We start from the raw sequence: 15,638 nt of genomic DNA, 5'->3' as shown, positions 1-15,638 counted from the left end.
TACGGGCTGATGGTTAGGAAGGCGCAGGATTGTAGCGTAGTGGGGCGGGCACGCCCAAACCCGAGCATTCGTAACCGAATTTTTTAGCAGTGCCCCGAATCGGCTCGCGGCTCTATAATGCTCGGCAGTTTTTCGTCCTCAGTACAGGTGTCTCCCTATGAAACGTCCAAGTGGTCGCGTTGCCGATCAGCTCCGCTCGATCCGCATCACCCGCAACTACACCAAACACGCCGAGGGATCTGTACTGGTCGAGTTTGGCGATACCAAAGTCATCTGTACGGTCAGCGTCGAAAATGGCGTACCACGCTTCCTCAAGGGCCAGGGCCAGGGCTGGTTGACCGCCGAATACGGCATGTTGCCGCGTGCGACCGGCGAGCGGAACCAGCGTGAAGCCAGCCGTGGCAAGCAAGGTGGCCGTACCCTGGAAATCCAACGCCTGATTGGTCGTTCCCTGCGCGCCGCGCTGGATATGTCCAAGCTGGGAGACGTGACCCTGTATGTCGACTGCGACGTGATCCAGGCTGACGGCGGCACCCGCACGGCGTCTATCACCGGCGCCATGGTGGCCCTGGTCGACGCGTTGAAAGTGATCAAGAAACGTGGCGGCCTGAAGGGCGGTGACCCGCTCAAGCAAATGATCGCCGCCGTCTCGGTGGGTATGTACCAGGGCGAGCCTGTGCTGGACCTGGACTATCTGGAAGACTCGGCTGCCGAGACCGACCTGAACGTGGTGATGACCAGCACCGGTGGTTTCATCGAAGTGCAGGGCACCGCTGAAGGTGCACCGTTCCAGCCGGCTGAGCTGAATGCCATGCTGGCCTTGGCCCAGAAGGGCATGACCGAGATTTTCGCACTGCAGAACGCCGCACTGGCTGACTGAACCCGCCTCAAGGAGAAGCGCCATGAATGACAACAGCCAAATGCCTGTCCCTACGCCTTCCTACGAAGTGCGCCAGGGCGCGATGTTGTGCCATCTCGCGGCGTTCCTGGGGTTTGTGTTCCCCTTCGGCAGCGTCGTGGGGCCGCTGATCCTGTGGCAGATGAAGAAGGAAGTGGACCCGTTCATTGATGACCAGGGCAAGGAAGCCTTGAATTTCCAGATCACCGTGGCCATTGCCTGGATCGCTTGCATCGTGCTGGCCTTTGCGGTGATTGGCTTTTTCCTGATGTTCGCCCTGGCGATCGCCACGGTGGTGCTGACCATCATTGGCAGTATCAAGGCCAACAAGGGGATCGCCTACCGCTATCCCTTGACCTGGCGTGTGATCAAGTAACGCGCGCCCAGCTGACCGGCAGGCACAAAAAAACCGACAGCGATGTCGGTTTTTTTGTGCCTGGAAAAAGACCTCAGATGGTCAGTGTCCAGTCGTAGTCCACGATCAGCGGCGCGTGCTGCGAGAAGCGTGGCTGGCGTGGCAGGCGTGCGCTGCGTACAAACCGGCGCAGACCAGGGGTCAGCAACTGGTAGTCGAAACGCCAGCCCAGGTTGAGCATCTCAGCCTGTTCGTTATCCGGCCACCAGCTGTACTGGTCACCTTCGCGGCTGACTTCGCGCAGGGCATCGACATAACCCATGTTGCCGACAATCTCGTCCATCCAGGCCCGTTCCGGCGCCAGGAAACCCGGGGATTGCTGGCTGTCGCGCCAGTTCTTGATATCCAGCTTCTGTTGCGCCACGTACAGCGAGCCACAATAAATGTACTCGCGACGTTTGCGCCGCTGTTTATCCAGATAACGGGCGAAATCGTCCATTAGCTTGAACTTCTGGTTCAAGTCTTCATCGCCGTTCTGCCCCGAAGGGAGCAGCAAGGTCGCGATGCTGACCTTGTCGAAATCGGCTTGCAGGTAGCGCCCGTAGCGGTCGGCTGTCTCGAAGCCGAGGCCGCTGATGACCGCCTTGGGTTGCAACCGCGAGTACAAAGCCACGCCACCTTGGGTGGGCACTTCGGCATCGCAGGCATAAAGGAAGTAGCCATCCAGTTGGAAGGCTGGGTCGTCCAGTTCAAAGGCGGAGGCGCGGGTGTCCTGCAGGCAGATGACGTCGGCATTCTGTGCTTGCAGCCAACTGAGCAAACCACGCTCGACTGCAGCCTGAATACCATTAACGTTCACACTGATGATCCGCATAAATGGCCCCAAAAATCGCGTGCGTGTATGATACACGCCGTCTACCTAATTAGCTAAATCCGTGGTATCTGAGGCTTTTTTCATGCAGGCGTATCAACGCGATTTCATTCGTTTTGCCATCGATCGCGGCGTTTTGCGCTTCGGTGAGTTCACTCTCAAGTCCGGGCGCACCAGCCCGTACTTCTTCAATGCGGGCTTGTTCAACTCGGGTTCGGCCCTGGCCCAGCTGGGTCGTTTCTACGCGGCGGCCATCGTTGAAAGCGGTATTTCGTTCGACGTGCTGTTCGGTCCAGCCTACAAGGGTATCCCCCTGGCGGCGGCTACTGCTGTGGCCCTGGCTGAACATCATGGCCAGGACCTGCCATGGTGCTTCAACCGCAAAGAGGCCAAGGCCCACGGCGAAGGCGGTAGCCTGGTCGGGGCACCGCTCAAGGGCGAAGTGCTGATCATCGACGACGTGATCACCGCCGGTACTGCGATCCGCGAAGTGATGCAGATCATTGCGTCCCAGGAAGGCGCCAAGGCTGCCGGCGTACTGATCGCGCTGAACCGTCAGGAGCGTGGCAATGGTGAATTGTCGGCCATCCAGGAAGTCGAGCGCGATTTCGGCATTCCCGTAGTGAGCATCGTATCGCTGAACCAGGTGTTGCAGTTCCTGGAAGATGATTCGCAGCTCAAGCAGCACCTGCCGGCGGTGAAGGCGTACCGCGAGCAGTTCGGCGTCCAGTAAGCGCCGCACAACAAAAAGCCCCACCTCCTACAGGAGGTGGGGCTTTTTAGTACCTATTGATCAAGGACGCTTGCGGTTACTGATCAACGTACCCATGCCGGTATCCGTGAAGATTTCCAGCAGTACCGCGTTCGGTACACGCCCATCAATGATCAACGAGCTGCCGACGCCGCCTTGCACCGCTTCCAGCGCGCAACGGATCTTTGGCAGCATGCCGCCATAGATGGTGCCGTCGGCGATCAGGTCGTCCACTTGCTGAGTGGTCAGGCCGGTGAGGACTTTGCCTTGCTTGTCCATCAGGCCGGCAATGTTGGTCAGCAGCATGAGCTTTTCAGCTTTCAGCGCTTCAGCCACCTTGCCCGCCACAAGGTCGGCGTTGATGTTGTAGGACTCACCGTTGGCACCTACGCCGATGGGTGCGATTACCGGGATGAAGTCACCCTTGACCAGCAGGTTCAGCAGGTCGGTATTCACGCCAACCACTTCGCCCACCTGGCCGATATCGATGATTTCCGGCTGGGTCATTTCCGGCGTCTGGCGGGTCACCGTCAGTTTTTTCGCACGGATCAGTTCGGCGTCCTTACCGGTCAGGCCGATGGCGCTGCCGCCATGGCGGTTGATCAGGTTGACGATGTCTTTGTTCACCTGGCCGCCGAGGACCATCTCCACCACGTCCATGGTCTGTGCGTCAGTCACACGCATACCATCGATGAAGTGACTCTCGATCGACAAGCGCTTGAGCAGGTCTCCGATTTGCGGGCCGCCACCGTGAACCACCACCGGGTTGATGCCCACCGCCTTCATCATCACGATATCGCGGGCAAAGCCGGTCTTGAGCTCATCGCTTTCCATGGCATTGCCGCCGTACTTGATCACCAGCGTCTTGCCGACGTAGCGTCGGATATAAGGCAACGCTTCGGACAGGACCTTGGCGGTGTTGGCGGCGGCTTCGCGTTCGAGGGTCATTCAGGGCTCCGGTAAAAAATCAGAACGGTAATTGGAGATCAGGGGCAACACGTTTCAACTGGGCGTGGAACACGTCCTTGATGCGCTGCAACTCAGCCTCGGTATCCGCCTCGAAACGCAGCACCAGCACCGGTGTGGTGTTGGATGCGCGAACCAGGCCCCAGCCTTTGGCGTAATCGACTCGCACACCATCAATGATGGTCAGGTTGGCGCCTTCACCCCATTGTGCATCGTGCAGTGCATCAATGATGCTGAATTTGCTCTCCTCGGTCACATGGATATTGATCTCTGGAGTAGAAATATCATTCGGGAAGGTCTGAAACAGTTCTTCGGCGGAGGAGTTTTCCTTGCTGAGGATCTCCAGCAGGCGGGCGGCGCTGTAAATACCGTCGTCAAACCCGAACCAACGCTCCTTGAAGAACACGTGGCCGCTCATTTCGCCGGCCAATAACGCACCGGTTTCCTTCATTTTCTTTTTGATCAACGAGTGACCGGTCTTCCACATTAGCGGGCGACCACCGTACTCCTTGATCAGCGGGGTGAGGCGGCGGGTGCATTTCACGTCGAAGATGATCTCGGCGTTGGGATTGCGGGCCACCACATCACGGGCGAAAAGCATCAACAGGCGATCCGGGAACACGATCTCACCGGTTTCAGTCACCACGCCCACGCGGTCGCCGTCGCCGTCGAAGGCCAGCCCCACATCGGCGCCCACTTCCTTGACCTTGGCGATCAGGTCCACCAGGTTTTCAGGCTTGCCTGGGTCCGGGTGGTGGTTGGGGAAGTTGCCGTCGACTTCGCAGAACAGCGGGATGACTTCACAGTTCAGGGCTTCGAGCAGTTGCGGCGCAATTACGCCGGCCGCGCCGTTGCCACAGTCCACCACCACTTTCAGGCGGCGTGCGAGTTTGACGTCGCGGGTGATTTCGTCAGAGTAGCGCTGCAGGATGTCGACTTTGGTGATGCTGCCCTTGCCGCTGGTCAGGTCGTTGGTTTTCAGGCGGTGGTGCAGGGCCTGGATCTGTTCATTGGCCAGGGTGTCGCCCGCGATGACGATCTTGAAGCCGTTGTAGTCCGAAGGGTTATGACTGCCGGTGAGCATTACCCCGGACTTGCCTGCCAGGACGTTGGCTGCGTAGTACAGTGCCGGCGTCGGCACCAGGCCGACGTCGCTCACATGGCAGCCGCTATCGGCCAGGCCCTGGATCAGTTGTTCCACCAACTCGGGGCCGGACAGGCGACCGTCACGGCCGACCGAAACGTTGGGCTCATTCTGCGCCAGGCTTTGGGAGCCGATAGCACGGCCAATCCAGTAAGCGGTTTCAGCGGTCAGGGTCTTGGGCACCACGCCACGGATGTCATAGGCGCGGAAGATGCTGTCGGGGAAGGTCGGGGCTACTCGGGCTGCGGTACTCATCGCGGGGGGAACTCCATCTGAAGGGGGCAAAGCTGGCCTTAATATGGCTGACCGGCAGGCTCAAACTGAAGGGTAAGACGACGTTTTCGGCAGAGAGTTCGTGGTGCAAAAATGCCATCGGCGTGCTGGCTTCGCTATGGCAGTCGCGTAATCCATTGATTTCTTTAGGGAAATATCGCTGGTTAAATCCGCGCATTCTTCATCCTGAAAAGCCGTGCGGTGGTATCGGGCCGGACAGCAGCATCCGGCCTGATTCAGCTTAGTCAGTGGCTGCCGGAATGCCCAAAACCACCTGCGCCGCGCTGGGTTTCGTCGAACTCCTGTACCAGTTCGAAGTGCGCCTGTACCACCGGTACCAATACCAACTGGGCGATGCGTTCGCCGACGGCAATGTTGAAGGCCGTCTGACCACGGTTCCAGCAGGACACCATCAGTTCGCCCTGATAATCGGAGTCGATCAGGCCCACGAGGTTGCCCAGCACAATCCCGTGTTTGTGGCCCAGGCCGGAGCGCGGCAGGATCAATGCCGCCAGGCCTGGGTCACCCACATAGATCGATAGCCCAGTGGGGATCAGGATCGTCTGGCCTGGTTCGAGGACCGTGTCCTCTTTGAGCATGGCGCGCAGGTCCAGCCCGGCGGAGCCCGGTGTGGCGTAGGCCGGCAGTGGGAATTCGTTGCCGATGCGTGGGTCGAGGATCTTGGCTTGCAAAGCGTGCATGGAAATTAAACCTGGTTCAGCCGTTGGGCGATAAAGGAGATCAGTTGGCGGGCAATCTTGCCCTTGCTGGTCTGGGCGAAAAGGGTGGCGTGCAGTTCGCGGTCGATCACGCTGCAGGCATTTTCCTCGCTGTTGAAGCCGATGCTCGGGTTGGCGACATCATTGGCAACGATCAGGTCGAGGTTTTTGTCTTTCAATTTACGTGCGGCATAGTCCAGCAGATGCTCGGTCTCGGCTGCAAAGCCGACGCTGAAGGGGCGATCCGGGCGCGTTGCGATGCTGGCAAGAATGTCCGGGTTGCGCACCATTTGCAGGAGCAGGCCGTCACCGTTTGTAGGGTCTTTCTTGAGCTTTTGCGGGGCTACGACTTCCGGGCGGTAATCCGCTACCGCTGCCGAGGCGATAAACAGGTCGCACGGAATGGCTGCTTCGCAAGCCGCCAGCATGTCGCGGGCGCTCACTACGTCGATTCGCGTGACGCGATCAGGGGTCGGCAAATGAACCGGGCCGGTGATCAGGGTGACGCGTGCGCCTGCCTCAACCGCGGCCTCTGCCAAGGCAAAGCCCATTTTTCCTGAGCTATGGTTGGTGATGTAGCGCACCGGGTCGATGTTTTCCTGAGTGGGGCCGGCAGTAATCAATACGTGCTTGCCGGTCAGGGCCAAGTGCTGGAAGCACTCTGCGGCACACAGTGCCAGGTCCGTGGCTTCGAGCATGCGGCCCATGCCGACGTCGCCGCAGGCCTGGCTGCCGGATGCCGGGCCGAATACCTTGAGGCCACGGCTTTGCAGGAGCTGGGTGTTGGCCTGGGTGGCCGGGTCGCGCCACATGGCCTGGTTCATGGCCGGTGCAATGGCAACGGTGGCGTCGGTGGCCAATACCAGCGTGGTCAGCAGGTCATCGGCGATGCCTTGGGCCAGGCGGGCGATCAGGTCGGCGGTGGCCGGGGCGATCAGTACCAGGTCGGCCCATTTGGCCAGTTCGATATGGCCCATGGCGGCCTCTGCCGCCGGGTCGAGCAAGTCCAGGTGAACCGGGTGGCCGGACAGGGCCTGCATGGTCAGCGGGGTGATGAACTCACTGCCGCCGCGGGTCATGACCACCCGTACTTCGGCGCCTTGGTCCAGGAGCCTGCGAACCAGCTCTGCGCTCTTATAGGCGGCAATGCCGCCTCCGACGCCGAGAACGATGCGTTTCCGATACAGACGCTGCATTGGTTTGCCTTTCCAGTTCAGTGTTGCCAGTTCAGTGACGCCTGCGATCCCCCCTCCCCAGGTGAAATCGCACGCAAAAAAGAGGGCCTACGATAACACAGCGTCCGCCAGGCAACAGCGACGCACATGCCATGGGGCGTATGGAGAGGGAGGCGGTATGAGTATTCGTGATTGGCCCGTGGCGGAACGTCCGCGGGAGAAACTTCTGGAGTGGGGTGCGGCAAGTCTGTCCGATGCCGAGTTGCTGGCAATTTTCCTGCGCACTGGGGTTTCCGGCAGAAGCGCGGTCGACCTGGCGCGCCATCTGTTGGTGCAATTTGGTGGGCTTCGTCAGCTTCTGGAGGCCAGCCAGGCACTGTTCAGCCAGCATCTGGGGCTGGGGCCGGCGAAGTTCGCGCAGTTGCAGGCGGTATTGGAAATGTCCCGGCGTCACCTGGCCGAACGGCTGCGCACAGACTCCGTACTGGAAAGCCCGGTGGCCGTGCGCGAATACCTCAAGGCATTGTTGCGCCATGAGTCCCACGAAACCTTCGGCTGCCTGTTTCTCGACTCGAAACACCGGGTGCTCGGGTTTGAGGTGTTGTCCCAGGGCACCATCGATGCGGCGATAGTCTACCCCCGGCAAGTGGTCAAGCGTGCGCTGTCGTACAACGCAGCAGCCTTGATCCTGTGCCACAACCACCCCTCTGGAAGTCTGGAACCGAGCGCAGCTGATCGGAAATTGACCAAGTTGCTGCAAAAGACGCTGGAGTTGGTGGATGTACGGGTGCTGGATCACATCATCGTGGGGGATGGAGACCCGTTATCGATGGCGGAATATGGGTGGATGTAAGCCCGCCCCGGTGGGGCGGGCCTGGTTTTCAGGGCTTGACGCTGACCTTGGAAAAATCCTGGCGACCAAACGGGCTCACCTGATACCCCTCGACATTCTTGCGTGTGAGGGCAAACGCCGTCGGATGCGCCAACGGCAGCCACAGCGCCTGTTGCTGGATCTGCGCCTGGGCCTGTTGATACAGCTTGCTGCGCACGCCTTGCTCGCTGGTGGTCTTGCCGGCGCTGATCAGTTTGTCCAGCGTCGGGTCGCAGTAGCGGGCGAAATTCGTCCCGGATTTCACCGCGGCACACGAGAATTGCGGGGTCAGGAAGTTATCCGGGTCGCCGTTGTCGCCAGCCCACCCCATGAATAGCAGGTCATGCTCGCCCGCCTTGGCACGGCGAATCAGCTCACCCCACTCGATCACCCGGATCTCGGCCTGGATGCCTACCTTGGCCAGGTCCGCTTGCAGCAGCTGCGCGCCGAGGTTCGGGTTGGGGTTCAGCAGGCTGCCCGTGGGGCGCGTCCAAATGGTGGTCTTGAAGCCGTCCTTGAGCCCGGCACGCTCCAGAAGCGTCTTGGCCTTGGCGAGGTCCTGCGGGTAACCCAGCAAGTCCTTGGCGTAGCTCCAGGTGTTGGGCGGGTAGGGTCCATTGGCGGCTTCGGCGGTCCCTTCGAACACGGCCTTGAGGTAACTGCCCTTATCGAAGGCGAGGTTGATTGCCTGACGCACTTCCGGTTTGTCCAGAGGCGGGTGTTGGCTATTGATGGCCACGAAGGCCGTCATGAAGGCGGCCGTTTTCTCCACCTTGAGCGCTGGGTCCTTTTCGGTTTCGCCGACGTCCAATGGCTTGGGCGAAAGAGCGATCTGGCATTCGTCACGATGCAGTTTCTGCAAGCGCACATTGGCATCCGGGGTGATGGCGAAGATCAGGTTGTCCACAGCCGGTTTGCCGGCGAAGTAGTCCGGGTTGGCCTTGTAGCGAACCACGGCATCTTTTTGAAAACGCACAAACACGAACGGGCCAGTCCCTATCGGTTGGCTGTTGAGTTTGTCCGGTGTGCCGGCCTTGAGCAGTTTGTCGGCATATTCCGCTGAATAGATCGATGCGAATCCCATGCTCAACGCCGCGAGGAAAGTGGAGTCGGCGTGATCGAGGGTGAAACGCACGGTGAGCGGGTCAAGGGCGTCGATTTTTTTGACCAGTGTGGGCAGTTGCAGCGACTGCGCATGGGGGAAGCCGCTTTGGGCGATCTGGTGCCATGGGTTGGCCGGGTCGAGCATGCGCTCGAAGCTGAAACGCACGTCTTCGGCGGTCAAGGTGCGGCTTGGGGTGAAATATTCGGTGCGATGAAACTTCACATTCGGGTGCAGTCTGAAGGTATACGTCAGGCCGTCCGGGGACACTTCCCAGCTGTCTGCCAGGCTGGGTACCAGCTTGCCGCTGGCTACGTCGTAATCCACCAGGCGATTCATCAGTACGTCGGCCGAGGCGTTGGTGGTGGTCAGCGAGTTGTATTGCACCACATCGAACCCTTCGGGGCTGGCTTCGGTGCAAACACTCAAGCTGGTGGCGGCAACGGCCGGCGGCGCGATAAATAGAGGGGCTAGCAGTAGCGGTAGGGCTGCGAGGCGCATATTCGGTTTCCTGTGCATATCGAAGGCCCATCTGCGAGTGCAGTCTGGAAAAAAGCCTACCGTAGTGGTCTGCCGGATAAATGACTAGCCCATTTTTGCCTGTGCTTTTGCCTCAAATGCTGTTTTGATGACGGCCTGGTGCATTTCGCTGTGCGCTTCATCCGCGCGCGCAGGCTGTGCAAATCATTCTGTGCGACGAGCGGTCGGCTGTTCAGCGGGCCCTGCCGGCAATGGTTCAGGCGTCCGAAGCCGAGATTTAAGTCGGTAAAAACGCACGGGCTGTTGTTGCACCTGGGTCTTTCTGGTATAAAGCAGCGCTCTTTTCTAGGGGCCCGGTTCCTTCGCTTGTAGGTGTAGCCGGTAAGACCCTAAAGAAACGCGGCGCCTGGCGCCAAATGACTGAGAGATTAAGCGGCCAACCCATGCCGGGTTGGGCATGTGGTTTTAGAGGGCTGAGGCATGTCGAGAGTCTGTCAAGTTACCGGTAAGGGTCCGGTGACTGGGAATAACATTTCCCACGCAAATAACAAAACCCGTCGTCGTTTCCTGCCGAACCTGCAGCATCACCGCTTCTGGGTTGAAGAAGAGAAACGTTTCGTCCGTCTGCGCGTATCTGCCAAAGGCATGCGCATCATCGACAAGCGTGGCATCACTGTCGTGCTGGCTGAATTGCGCCGCGCTGGCACAATCTAAGGAGCTATATCATGCGTGAATTGATTCGAATGATCTCTAGCGCCGGTACTGGTCACTTCTACACTACCGACAAGAACAAGCGTACTACCCCGGACAAGCTCGAAAAGAAAATGTTCGACCCGCGCGTTCGCAAGCACGTGATCTACAAAGAAGGCAAAATCAAGTAATTGGTTGCCTTTCTTGTGAAAAAAAGCCCGTATCTCACGATCCGGGCTTTTTTTTGCCTGAAATTTGCGGTTCAGGCTTTCTGTTCGAACACCACGTAGATCTTGCGGCACGCCTCCAGCACTTCCCAGGTGCCGCTGAAGCCTGCGGGGATCACGAAGCGGTCGCCGGCGCGCAAGGTCTTGGCATTGCCGTCGACATCCCGCAATACAGAAACACCCTGCACAATCTCGCAGTACTCGTATTCGGTGTAATTGACCTTCCAGTGCCCGACCTCGCCTTCCCACACTCCGGCGCTCATCTGTCCGCACGGACTGTTGTAGTGGTTGTAGAGCGTTTGTTCGGGATCGCCCTTGAGGATTTTTTCGGCGGCAGGGCGGTAGCGCTCGGGGGCGGTGTTGGCTTGGCTGAAGTCGACGATGTCCTGGATGCTCATGTGCGTGTCCCGTCTGGCCTGGGGTTGGAGAGGCCAAAGTCTATGTTTATTAAAATGAACATCGCAAGGGCGTTTACCGGGGTTGTGTCAAATATATTGAAACATCCCCGGCCGCTGGTTTAGGGTGGCAGCTGCCTTGAGCCGAACAGCAGGCTGGCCGGGCAAGAATTCTTTGAGGCTTCCGTGGGACATCACCCGGGCCTTGTATTCAATAAGAGGAGGACACTCGAATGACCACCCTGACCCGTGCCGACTGGGAACAACGCGCCAAGGAGCTGAAGATCGAAGGCCGCGCCTACATCAATGGCGAGTACACCGCCGCTGCTTCCGGCGAGACTTTCGAATGCATCAGCCCGGTCGATGGCCGCGTACTGGCCACCATTGCCAGCTGCGACGCCGCTGACGCCCAGCGTGCCGTGGAAAACGCCCGTGCCACGTTCAATTCCGGTGTCTGGTCGCGCCTGGCGCCGGCCAAGCGCAAGTCCGCCATGCTGCGTTTCGCAGCGTTGCTCAAGGCCAACGCCGAAGAGCTGGCACTGCTTGAAACCCTGGACATGGGTAAGCCGATCAGCGACTCCTTGAATATCGACGTACCCGGCGCGGCGGGTGCCCTGAGCTGGAGCGGCGAAGCGATCGACAAGATCTATGACGAAGTGGCTGCCACCCCTCACGATCAGCTGGGTCTGGTAACCCGCGAGCCGGTGGGCGTCGTAGGCGCCATTGTGCCGTGGAACTTCCCCTTGATGATGGCCTGCTGGAAGCTCGGCCCGGCCCTGTCCACCGGTAACTCGGTGATCCTGAAGCCGTCCGAAAAATCGCCGCTGACGGCCATACGCATCGCGGCCCTGGCCGTTGAGGCCGGTATTCCAAAAGGTGTGTTTAACGTGCTGCCGGGTTACGGCCACACCGTGGGTAACGCACTGGCGCTGCACATGGACGTCGACACGCTGGTGTTCACCGGCTCCACCAAGATCGCCAAGCAGCTGTTGATCCGCTCCGGCGAGTCGAACATGAAGCGCGTGTGGCTGGAAGCGGGCGGCAAGAGCCCGAACATCGTGTTTGCCGATGCGCCGGACCTGCAGGCCGCTGCCGAATCCGCTGCCAGCGCGATCGCCTTCAACCAGGGCGAAGTCTGCACCGCAGGTTCGCGCCTGCTCGTCGAACGTTCCATCAAGGACACCTTCCTGCCGCTGGTGATCGAGGCCCTCAAAGGCTGGAAGCCGGGCAACCCACTGGACCCGGCGACCAACGTCGGCGCGCTGGTGGACACCCAACAGATGAACAGCGTGCTGTCCTACATCGAGGCTGGTCATGCCGACGGCGCCAAGCTGGTGGTCGGTGGCAAGCGTACGCTGGAAGAAACCGGCGGCACTTATGTCGAGCCGACCATCTTCGACGGTGTGACCAATGCCATGAAGATCGCGCAGGAAGAGATCTTTGGCCCGGTTCTGTCGGTGATCACCTTCGACAGTGCCGAGGAAGCGGTCAAGATTGCCAACGATACCGTCTATGGCCTGGCCGCAGCCGTATGGACAGCTGATATCTCCAAGGCGCACCTGACTGCCAAGGCCTTGCGCGCCGGTAGCGTGTGGGTGAACCAGTACGACGGTGGCGACATGACTGCACCGTTTGGTGGTTTCAAGCAGTCGGGCAACGGTCGCGACAAATCGCTGCATGCGTTCGACAAGTACACCGAGCTTAAGGCCACCTGGATCAAGCTCTAAGCAACACCGCAGGTCTAATGTGGGAGGGGGCTGGCCCCCGATAGCGGTGTATCAGTCACCCCATGCAGTGACTGGCACTCTGCTATCGGGAGCAAGCCCCCTCCCACTTTCATTTTGTGTGTTTTGATAATTCCCCACAGGAGCGTGGACATGCGTTGGGCGACTTATTTCGCCGTGCTGGCTTCGGTGCTGAGTGTCGGCCTGGCCTTGGGCGTCAGCATGCCGCTGGTGTCGCTGCGCCTGGAGGGCTGGGGCTACGGCAGCTTCGCCATTGGGGTGATGGCTGCGATGCCGGCCTTTGGCGTGCTGCTCGGCGCCAAGGTTTCCAGCCGCATGGCCTTCTGGTTGGGCACCGCCAACCTGATGCGCTTGTGCCTGTGGGCCGGGGCGGTCTCCATAGGGTTGCTGGCGATCCTGCCGAGTTACCCGGTTTGGCTGGTGCTGCGCCTGATGATCGGGGTGATCCTGACCATCGTATTCATCCTCGGTGAAAGCTGGATCAACCAGTTGGTGGTGGAGCAATGGCGTGGCCGCCTGGTGGCGCTGTATGGCTGCAGCTATGCCTTGAGCCAACTCTCGGGGCCGCTGCTGCTGGGCCTGCTGGGCACCGATCAGGATTATGGCTTTTGGGTTGGCGTGGGTCTGTTGATGGTTGCACCGCTGCTGCTGTTGGGGCGGTCCGGCGCACCCACTGCCGAATCTTTCAGCGTGACTTTCGGCGACCTGTGGCGCTTCTGTCGCAGCTTGCCGGCGATTGCGTGGGCGGTGGCGTTATTTGCGGCGTTCGAAGCGATGATTCTGACGCTGCTGCCGGTGTATTGCCTGCAGCAAGGCTTCACTGCCGAGATCGCCCTGGCGATGGTCAGCACCGTGGTGGTCGGTGATGCTCTGTTGCAATTGCCGATCGGCGCCTTGGCCGACTACCTGCCGCGGCGTACGTTGTTCTTGAGTTGTGCGGTGCTGTTGCTGGCCTCAAGCCTGGCGATTCCGGTGCTGATGCACACTTTGCTGATCTGGCCGGTATGGGTGATCTTCGGCGCCAGTGCCGGCGGGTTGTTCACGCTGTCGTTGATCCTGATCGGCGAGCGCTACCGCGATGACGCGCTGGTACGCGCCAATGCCCATGTGGCGCAGCTATGGGGCATCGGTTGCCTGATCGGTCCGTTGGTGGCTGGCGCGGGCGGTCAGTGGATCAGCGGGCATGCATTGCCATTGCTGATGGCCGCCGGCGCGTTGGGCCTGGTGCTGTTGTTACTGCGCCAGGGCGCATTTGGCGTCGCGCAACCGGCCTGAATTCGATCAACTGTGGGAGGGGGCTTGCTCCCGATAGCGGTCCACCAGTGACCCATGCACTGACTGATCCACCGTTATCGGGAGCAAGCCCCCTCCCACCCTAAAGCATGCGCTCCAGCCCAACACTCGTAGCGAACCAGGCATTGAACCGCCGCCACCAGTTGCCTGGTTCGCGAGTCAGCGTGTGCATCTGGCCGTTGTCCTCGGTGACCCACACCAGCTGGCCGTCCTGCAATTTCGCCTGGTAGCTCAAGGCCGGTGACATACCTTCCAGCGCCAGGTTGCGCACGTGTTCCGCCAGCTCGGGACTGTCCACCAGCACGCCGACTTCGGTGTTCCACAGCACCGAGCGTGGGTCGAAGTTGAACGAACCGATAAACGATTTTTCCCGGTCGAAGATCATGGCTTTGCTGTGCAGGCTGGAGTCCGAGCCGTGAAAAGCTCCCCGGCGAAACAGGTGCGCGCCACTGCCGCTGCCGCCTGCGCCCGGCTGACGGCGCAACTCGTAGAGTTTCACTCCATGTTCGAGCAGCGCCTTGCGATAAGGTGCGTAGCCGCCATGGACCGCCGGTACATCGGTGGCTTCCAGGGAATTGGTGAGCAGGCTCACCGACACGCCGGCATCGGCGCGGCCGGTCAGGTAAACCAGCCCGGGCTGCCCCGGCACAAAATACGCCGAGATCATCATCAGTTCATGGCTGACGCTGTTCAGCTCCGGCGTCAGTTGGGTGGTGAGCAGCAAGCGCGGGTCCGGGTCGGCTTTGGCCAGCACCTTGCTCGGCGCGTCCCACAGCGCCTGGTTCCAGGCCCAGATCAGCTCGCGTCGCCAGATGTCCATGCGCGGTTGGGTCTGGTAAGTACGCAGCCGGTTATACAGGACGTGATGCTGCTGACGGTATTCGGCCAGCGAGTCTTGCAGGCGTAAGCGGGCTGCGGTCAGGTCGTCCTTGGATGGGCTGCTTGAGACAAAGTCGTCGATGGGCTTGCTCAGTGCGCTGTTCCAGTACTGATCAAAGCTATGCCCGAGCTGCTCAGCCACCGGCCCCACGCTGAGCATGTCGATATCGGTGAAGTTCAGGTTCGGCTCGGCGTCAAAGTACTCATCGCCCAGGTTGCGTCCGCCGACGATGGCCACGCTGTTATCCGCCAGCCACAGTTTGTTATGCATGCGCCGGTGTTGCAGCGACAGGTTGAACAAGCGCCCCATGGCCCGCGTCACGCCGGTGCTGCGTCCGAGGTGCAGTGGGTTGAACAGGCGAATCTGGATCTGCGGGTGGGTGGCGAGGGTGGCGATGACCTGGTCGAGACCGTCGCTGGTGGTGTCATCCAGCAAAATGCGGATACGTACGCCACGATCCGCCGCCTTGAGCAGTTCGTCCACCAGCATGCGCGTGCTGAGGCCGTCGTGGACGATGTAGTACTGCAGGTCGAGGCTGCTCTGGGCATTGCGGATCAGTTCGGCGCGCGCCATGAACGCTTCGCTGCTGTTGGGGAGCAGGCGAAAGCCGGAGCGGCCCTGGTAGGGCGCGGCCTGGGCCTGGATCGAGCGGCCGAACGACGATTGCGCGGCGGGCAGCGCGTCGCTGGGAATGCGCGGGGCGTCCACCGTGGCGCAGCCACTCAGGGCTAGGGTGCCCAGCAGGAAAAAAGGTAAAAGCCGTCGAGTCATCAAAGGCGCTGCATTCCGATCAGGGCGGTTGT

15 protein-coding genes and 1 pseudogene are annotated in these 15,638 nt (G+C 60.3%); 8 read left to right on the top strand and 8 right to left on the bottom strand.

Annotated elements, in window-relative coordinates; genetic code table 11:
- The first annotated feature begins 157 nt into the window (after window positions 1–157).
- Both rph and C9383_RS08700 read left to right on the top strand, forming a co-directional pair.
- Window positions 158–880 carry a ribonuclease PH gene (gene rph, locus C9383_RS08705; RefSeq protein ID WP_090367968.1) on the top strand — a complete coding sequence of 241 codons (723 nt, stop codon included), beginning with the start codon at window positions 158–160 and terminating at the stop codon, window positions 878–880.
- Between the two features lie 22 nt (window positions 881–902).
- Entirely contained in the window at window positions 903–1,274 is a 372-nt protein-coding gene (locus C9383_RS08700; protein ID WP_060753667.1) for a DUF4870 domain-containing protein, read from the top strand.
- A 73-nt stretch (window positions 1,275–1,347) separates the two neighbouring features.
- Here the strand turns inward: C9383_RS08700 and C9383_RS08695 are convergent, their stop codons facing one another.
- Window positions 1,348–2,127 (bottom strand): catabolite repression control protein Crc, encoded by a 780-nt coding sequence (locus tag C9383_RS08695; protein ID WP_003195493.1) that lies wholly within the window; start codon window positions 2,125–2,127, stop codon window positions 1,348–1,350.
- A gap of 82 nt (window positions 2,128–2,209) precedes the next feature.
- Here C9383_RS08695 and pyrE point away from each other — a divergent pair, with 82 nt between their 5' ends.
- Complete coding sequence (pyrE, locus tag C9383_RS08690) at window positions 2,210–2,857, top strand: orotate phosphoribosyltransferase (protein WP_090367970.1); 648 nt, start codon at window positions 2,210–2,212, stop codon at window positions 2,855–2,857.
- Between the two features lie 60 nt (window positions 2,858–2,917).
- Here the strand turns inward: pyrE and argB are convergent, their stop codons facing one another.
- The 4 genes and pseudogenes from argB to coaBC form a co-directional block, all read right to left on the bottom strand.
- Entirely contained in the window at window positions 2,918–3,823 is a 906-nt protein-coding gene (gene argB, locus C9383_RS08685) for an acetylglutamate kinase (protein ID WP_060753665.1), read from the bottom strand.
- Between the two features lie 19 nt (window positions 3,824–3,842).
- Window positions 3,843–5,246, bottom strand: a pseudogene (locus tag C9383_RS08680) (phosphomannomutase/phosphoglucomutase); the annotation flags it as partial.
- 257 nt (window positions 5,247–5,503) lie between these two features.
- Entirely contained in the window at window positions 5,504–5,959 is a 456-nt protein-coding gene (gene dut, locus C9383_RS08670) for a dUTP diphosphatase (protein ID WP_016975923.1), read from the bottom strand.
- A gap of 5 nt (window positions 5,960–5,964) precedes the next feature.
- Window positions 5,965–7,173, bottom strand: coding sequence for a bifunctional phosphopantothenoylcysteine decarboxylase/phosphopantothenate--cysteine ligase CoaBC (gene coaBC, locus C9383_RS08665; RefSeq protein ID WP_060753663.1), 1,209 nt, complete (start codon window positions 7,171–7,173; stop codon window positions 5,965–5,967).
- A 157-nt stretch (window positions 7,174–7,330) separates the two neighbouring features.
- On the opposite strand from coaBC, the gene radC reads away from it, so the two are divergent.
- Entirely contained in the window at window positions 7,331–8,005 is a 675-nt protein-coding gene (gene radC / locus C9383_RS08660; RefSeq protein WP_090367974.1) for a RadC family protein, read from the top strand.
- Window positions 8,006–8,033: 28 nt separating this feature from the next.
- On the opposite strand, the gene C9383_RS08655 is transcribed toward radC, so the two are convergent.
- Window positions 8,034–9,626: an ABC transporter substrate-binding protein gene (locus C9383_RS08655; protein ID WP_090367976.1), complete on the bottom strand. Its 1,593-nt coding sequence runs from the start codon at window positions 9,624–9,626 to the stop codon at window positions 8,034–8,036.
- A 459-nt stretch (window positions 9,627–10,085) separates the two neighbouring features.
- Here C9383_RS08655 and rpmB point away from each other — a divergent pair, with 459 nt between their 5' ends.
- Together rpmB and rpmG are read left to right on the top strand one after the other, a co-directional pair.
- On the top strand, window positions 10,086–10,319 hold the full coding sequence (rpmB, locus tag C9383_RS08650) for a 50S ribosomal protein L28 (protein WP_010207494.1): 234 nt from the start codon (window positions 10,086–10,088) through the stop codon (window positions 10,317–10,319).
- Window positions 10,320–10,330: 11 nt separating this feature from the next.
- The gene (gene rpmG, locus C9383_RS08645; protein ID WP_003176906.1) at window positions 10,331–10,486 is read left to right on the top strand and encodes a 50S ribosomal protein L33; all 156 of its coding nucleotides are present in this window, start codon (window positions 10,331–10,333) and stop codon (window positions 10,484–10,486) included.
- A 71-nt stretch (window positions 10,487–10,557) separates the two neighbouring features.
- On the opposite strand, the gene C9383_RS08640 is transcribed toward rpmG, so the two are convergent.
- Window positions 10,558–10,920, bottom strand: coding sequence for a cupin domain-containing protein (locus C9383_RS08640; protein WP_090367979.1), 363 nt, complete (start codon window positions 10,918–10,920; stop codon window positions 10,558–10,560).
- Between the two features lie 230 nt (window positions 10,921–11,150).
- On the opposite strand from C9383_RS08640, the gene C9383_RS08635 reads away from it, so the two are divergent.
- Together C9383_RS08635 and C9383_RS08630 are read left to right on the top strand one after the other, a co-directional pair.
- Window positions 11,151–12,644 carry an aldehyde dehydrogenase gene (locus tag C9383_RS08635; RefSeq protein WP_090367981.1) on the top strand — a complete coding sequence of 498 codons (1,494 nt, stop codon included), beginning with the start codon at window positions 11,151–11,153 and terminating at the stop codon, window positions 12,642–12,644.
- Between the two features lie 150 nt (window positions 12,645–12,794).
- Window positions 12,795–13,937 (top strand): MFS transporter, encoded by a 1,143-nt coding sequence (locus C9383_RS08630; RefSeq protein WP_090367983.1) that lies wholly within the window; start codon window positions 12,795–12,797, stop codon window positions 13,935–13,937.
- A 100-nt stretch (window positions 13,938–14,037) separates the two neighbouring features.
- Here C9383_RS08630 and C9383_RS08625 read toward each other — a convergent pair whose 3' ends face one another.
- The gene (locus C9383_RS08625) at window positions 14,038–15,606 is read right to left on the bottom strand and encodes a phospholipase D family protein (protein ID WP_090367984.1); all 1,569 of its coding nucleotides are present in this window, start codon (window positions 15,604–15,606) and stop codon (window positions 14,038–14,040) included.
- Window positions 15,607–15,638: the final 32 nt, after the last annotated feature.

The organism is Pseudomonas palleroniana (assembly GCF_003031675.1).
Classification (GTDB): Bacteria; Pseudomonadota; Gammaproteobacteria; order Pseudomonadales; family Pseudomonadaceae; genus Aquipseudomonas; species Aquipseudomonas palleroniana.
This window is presented reverse-complemented; position numbering and strand designations above follow the sequence as displayed.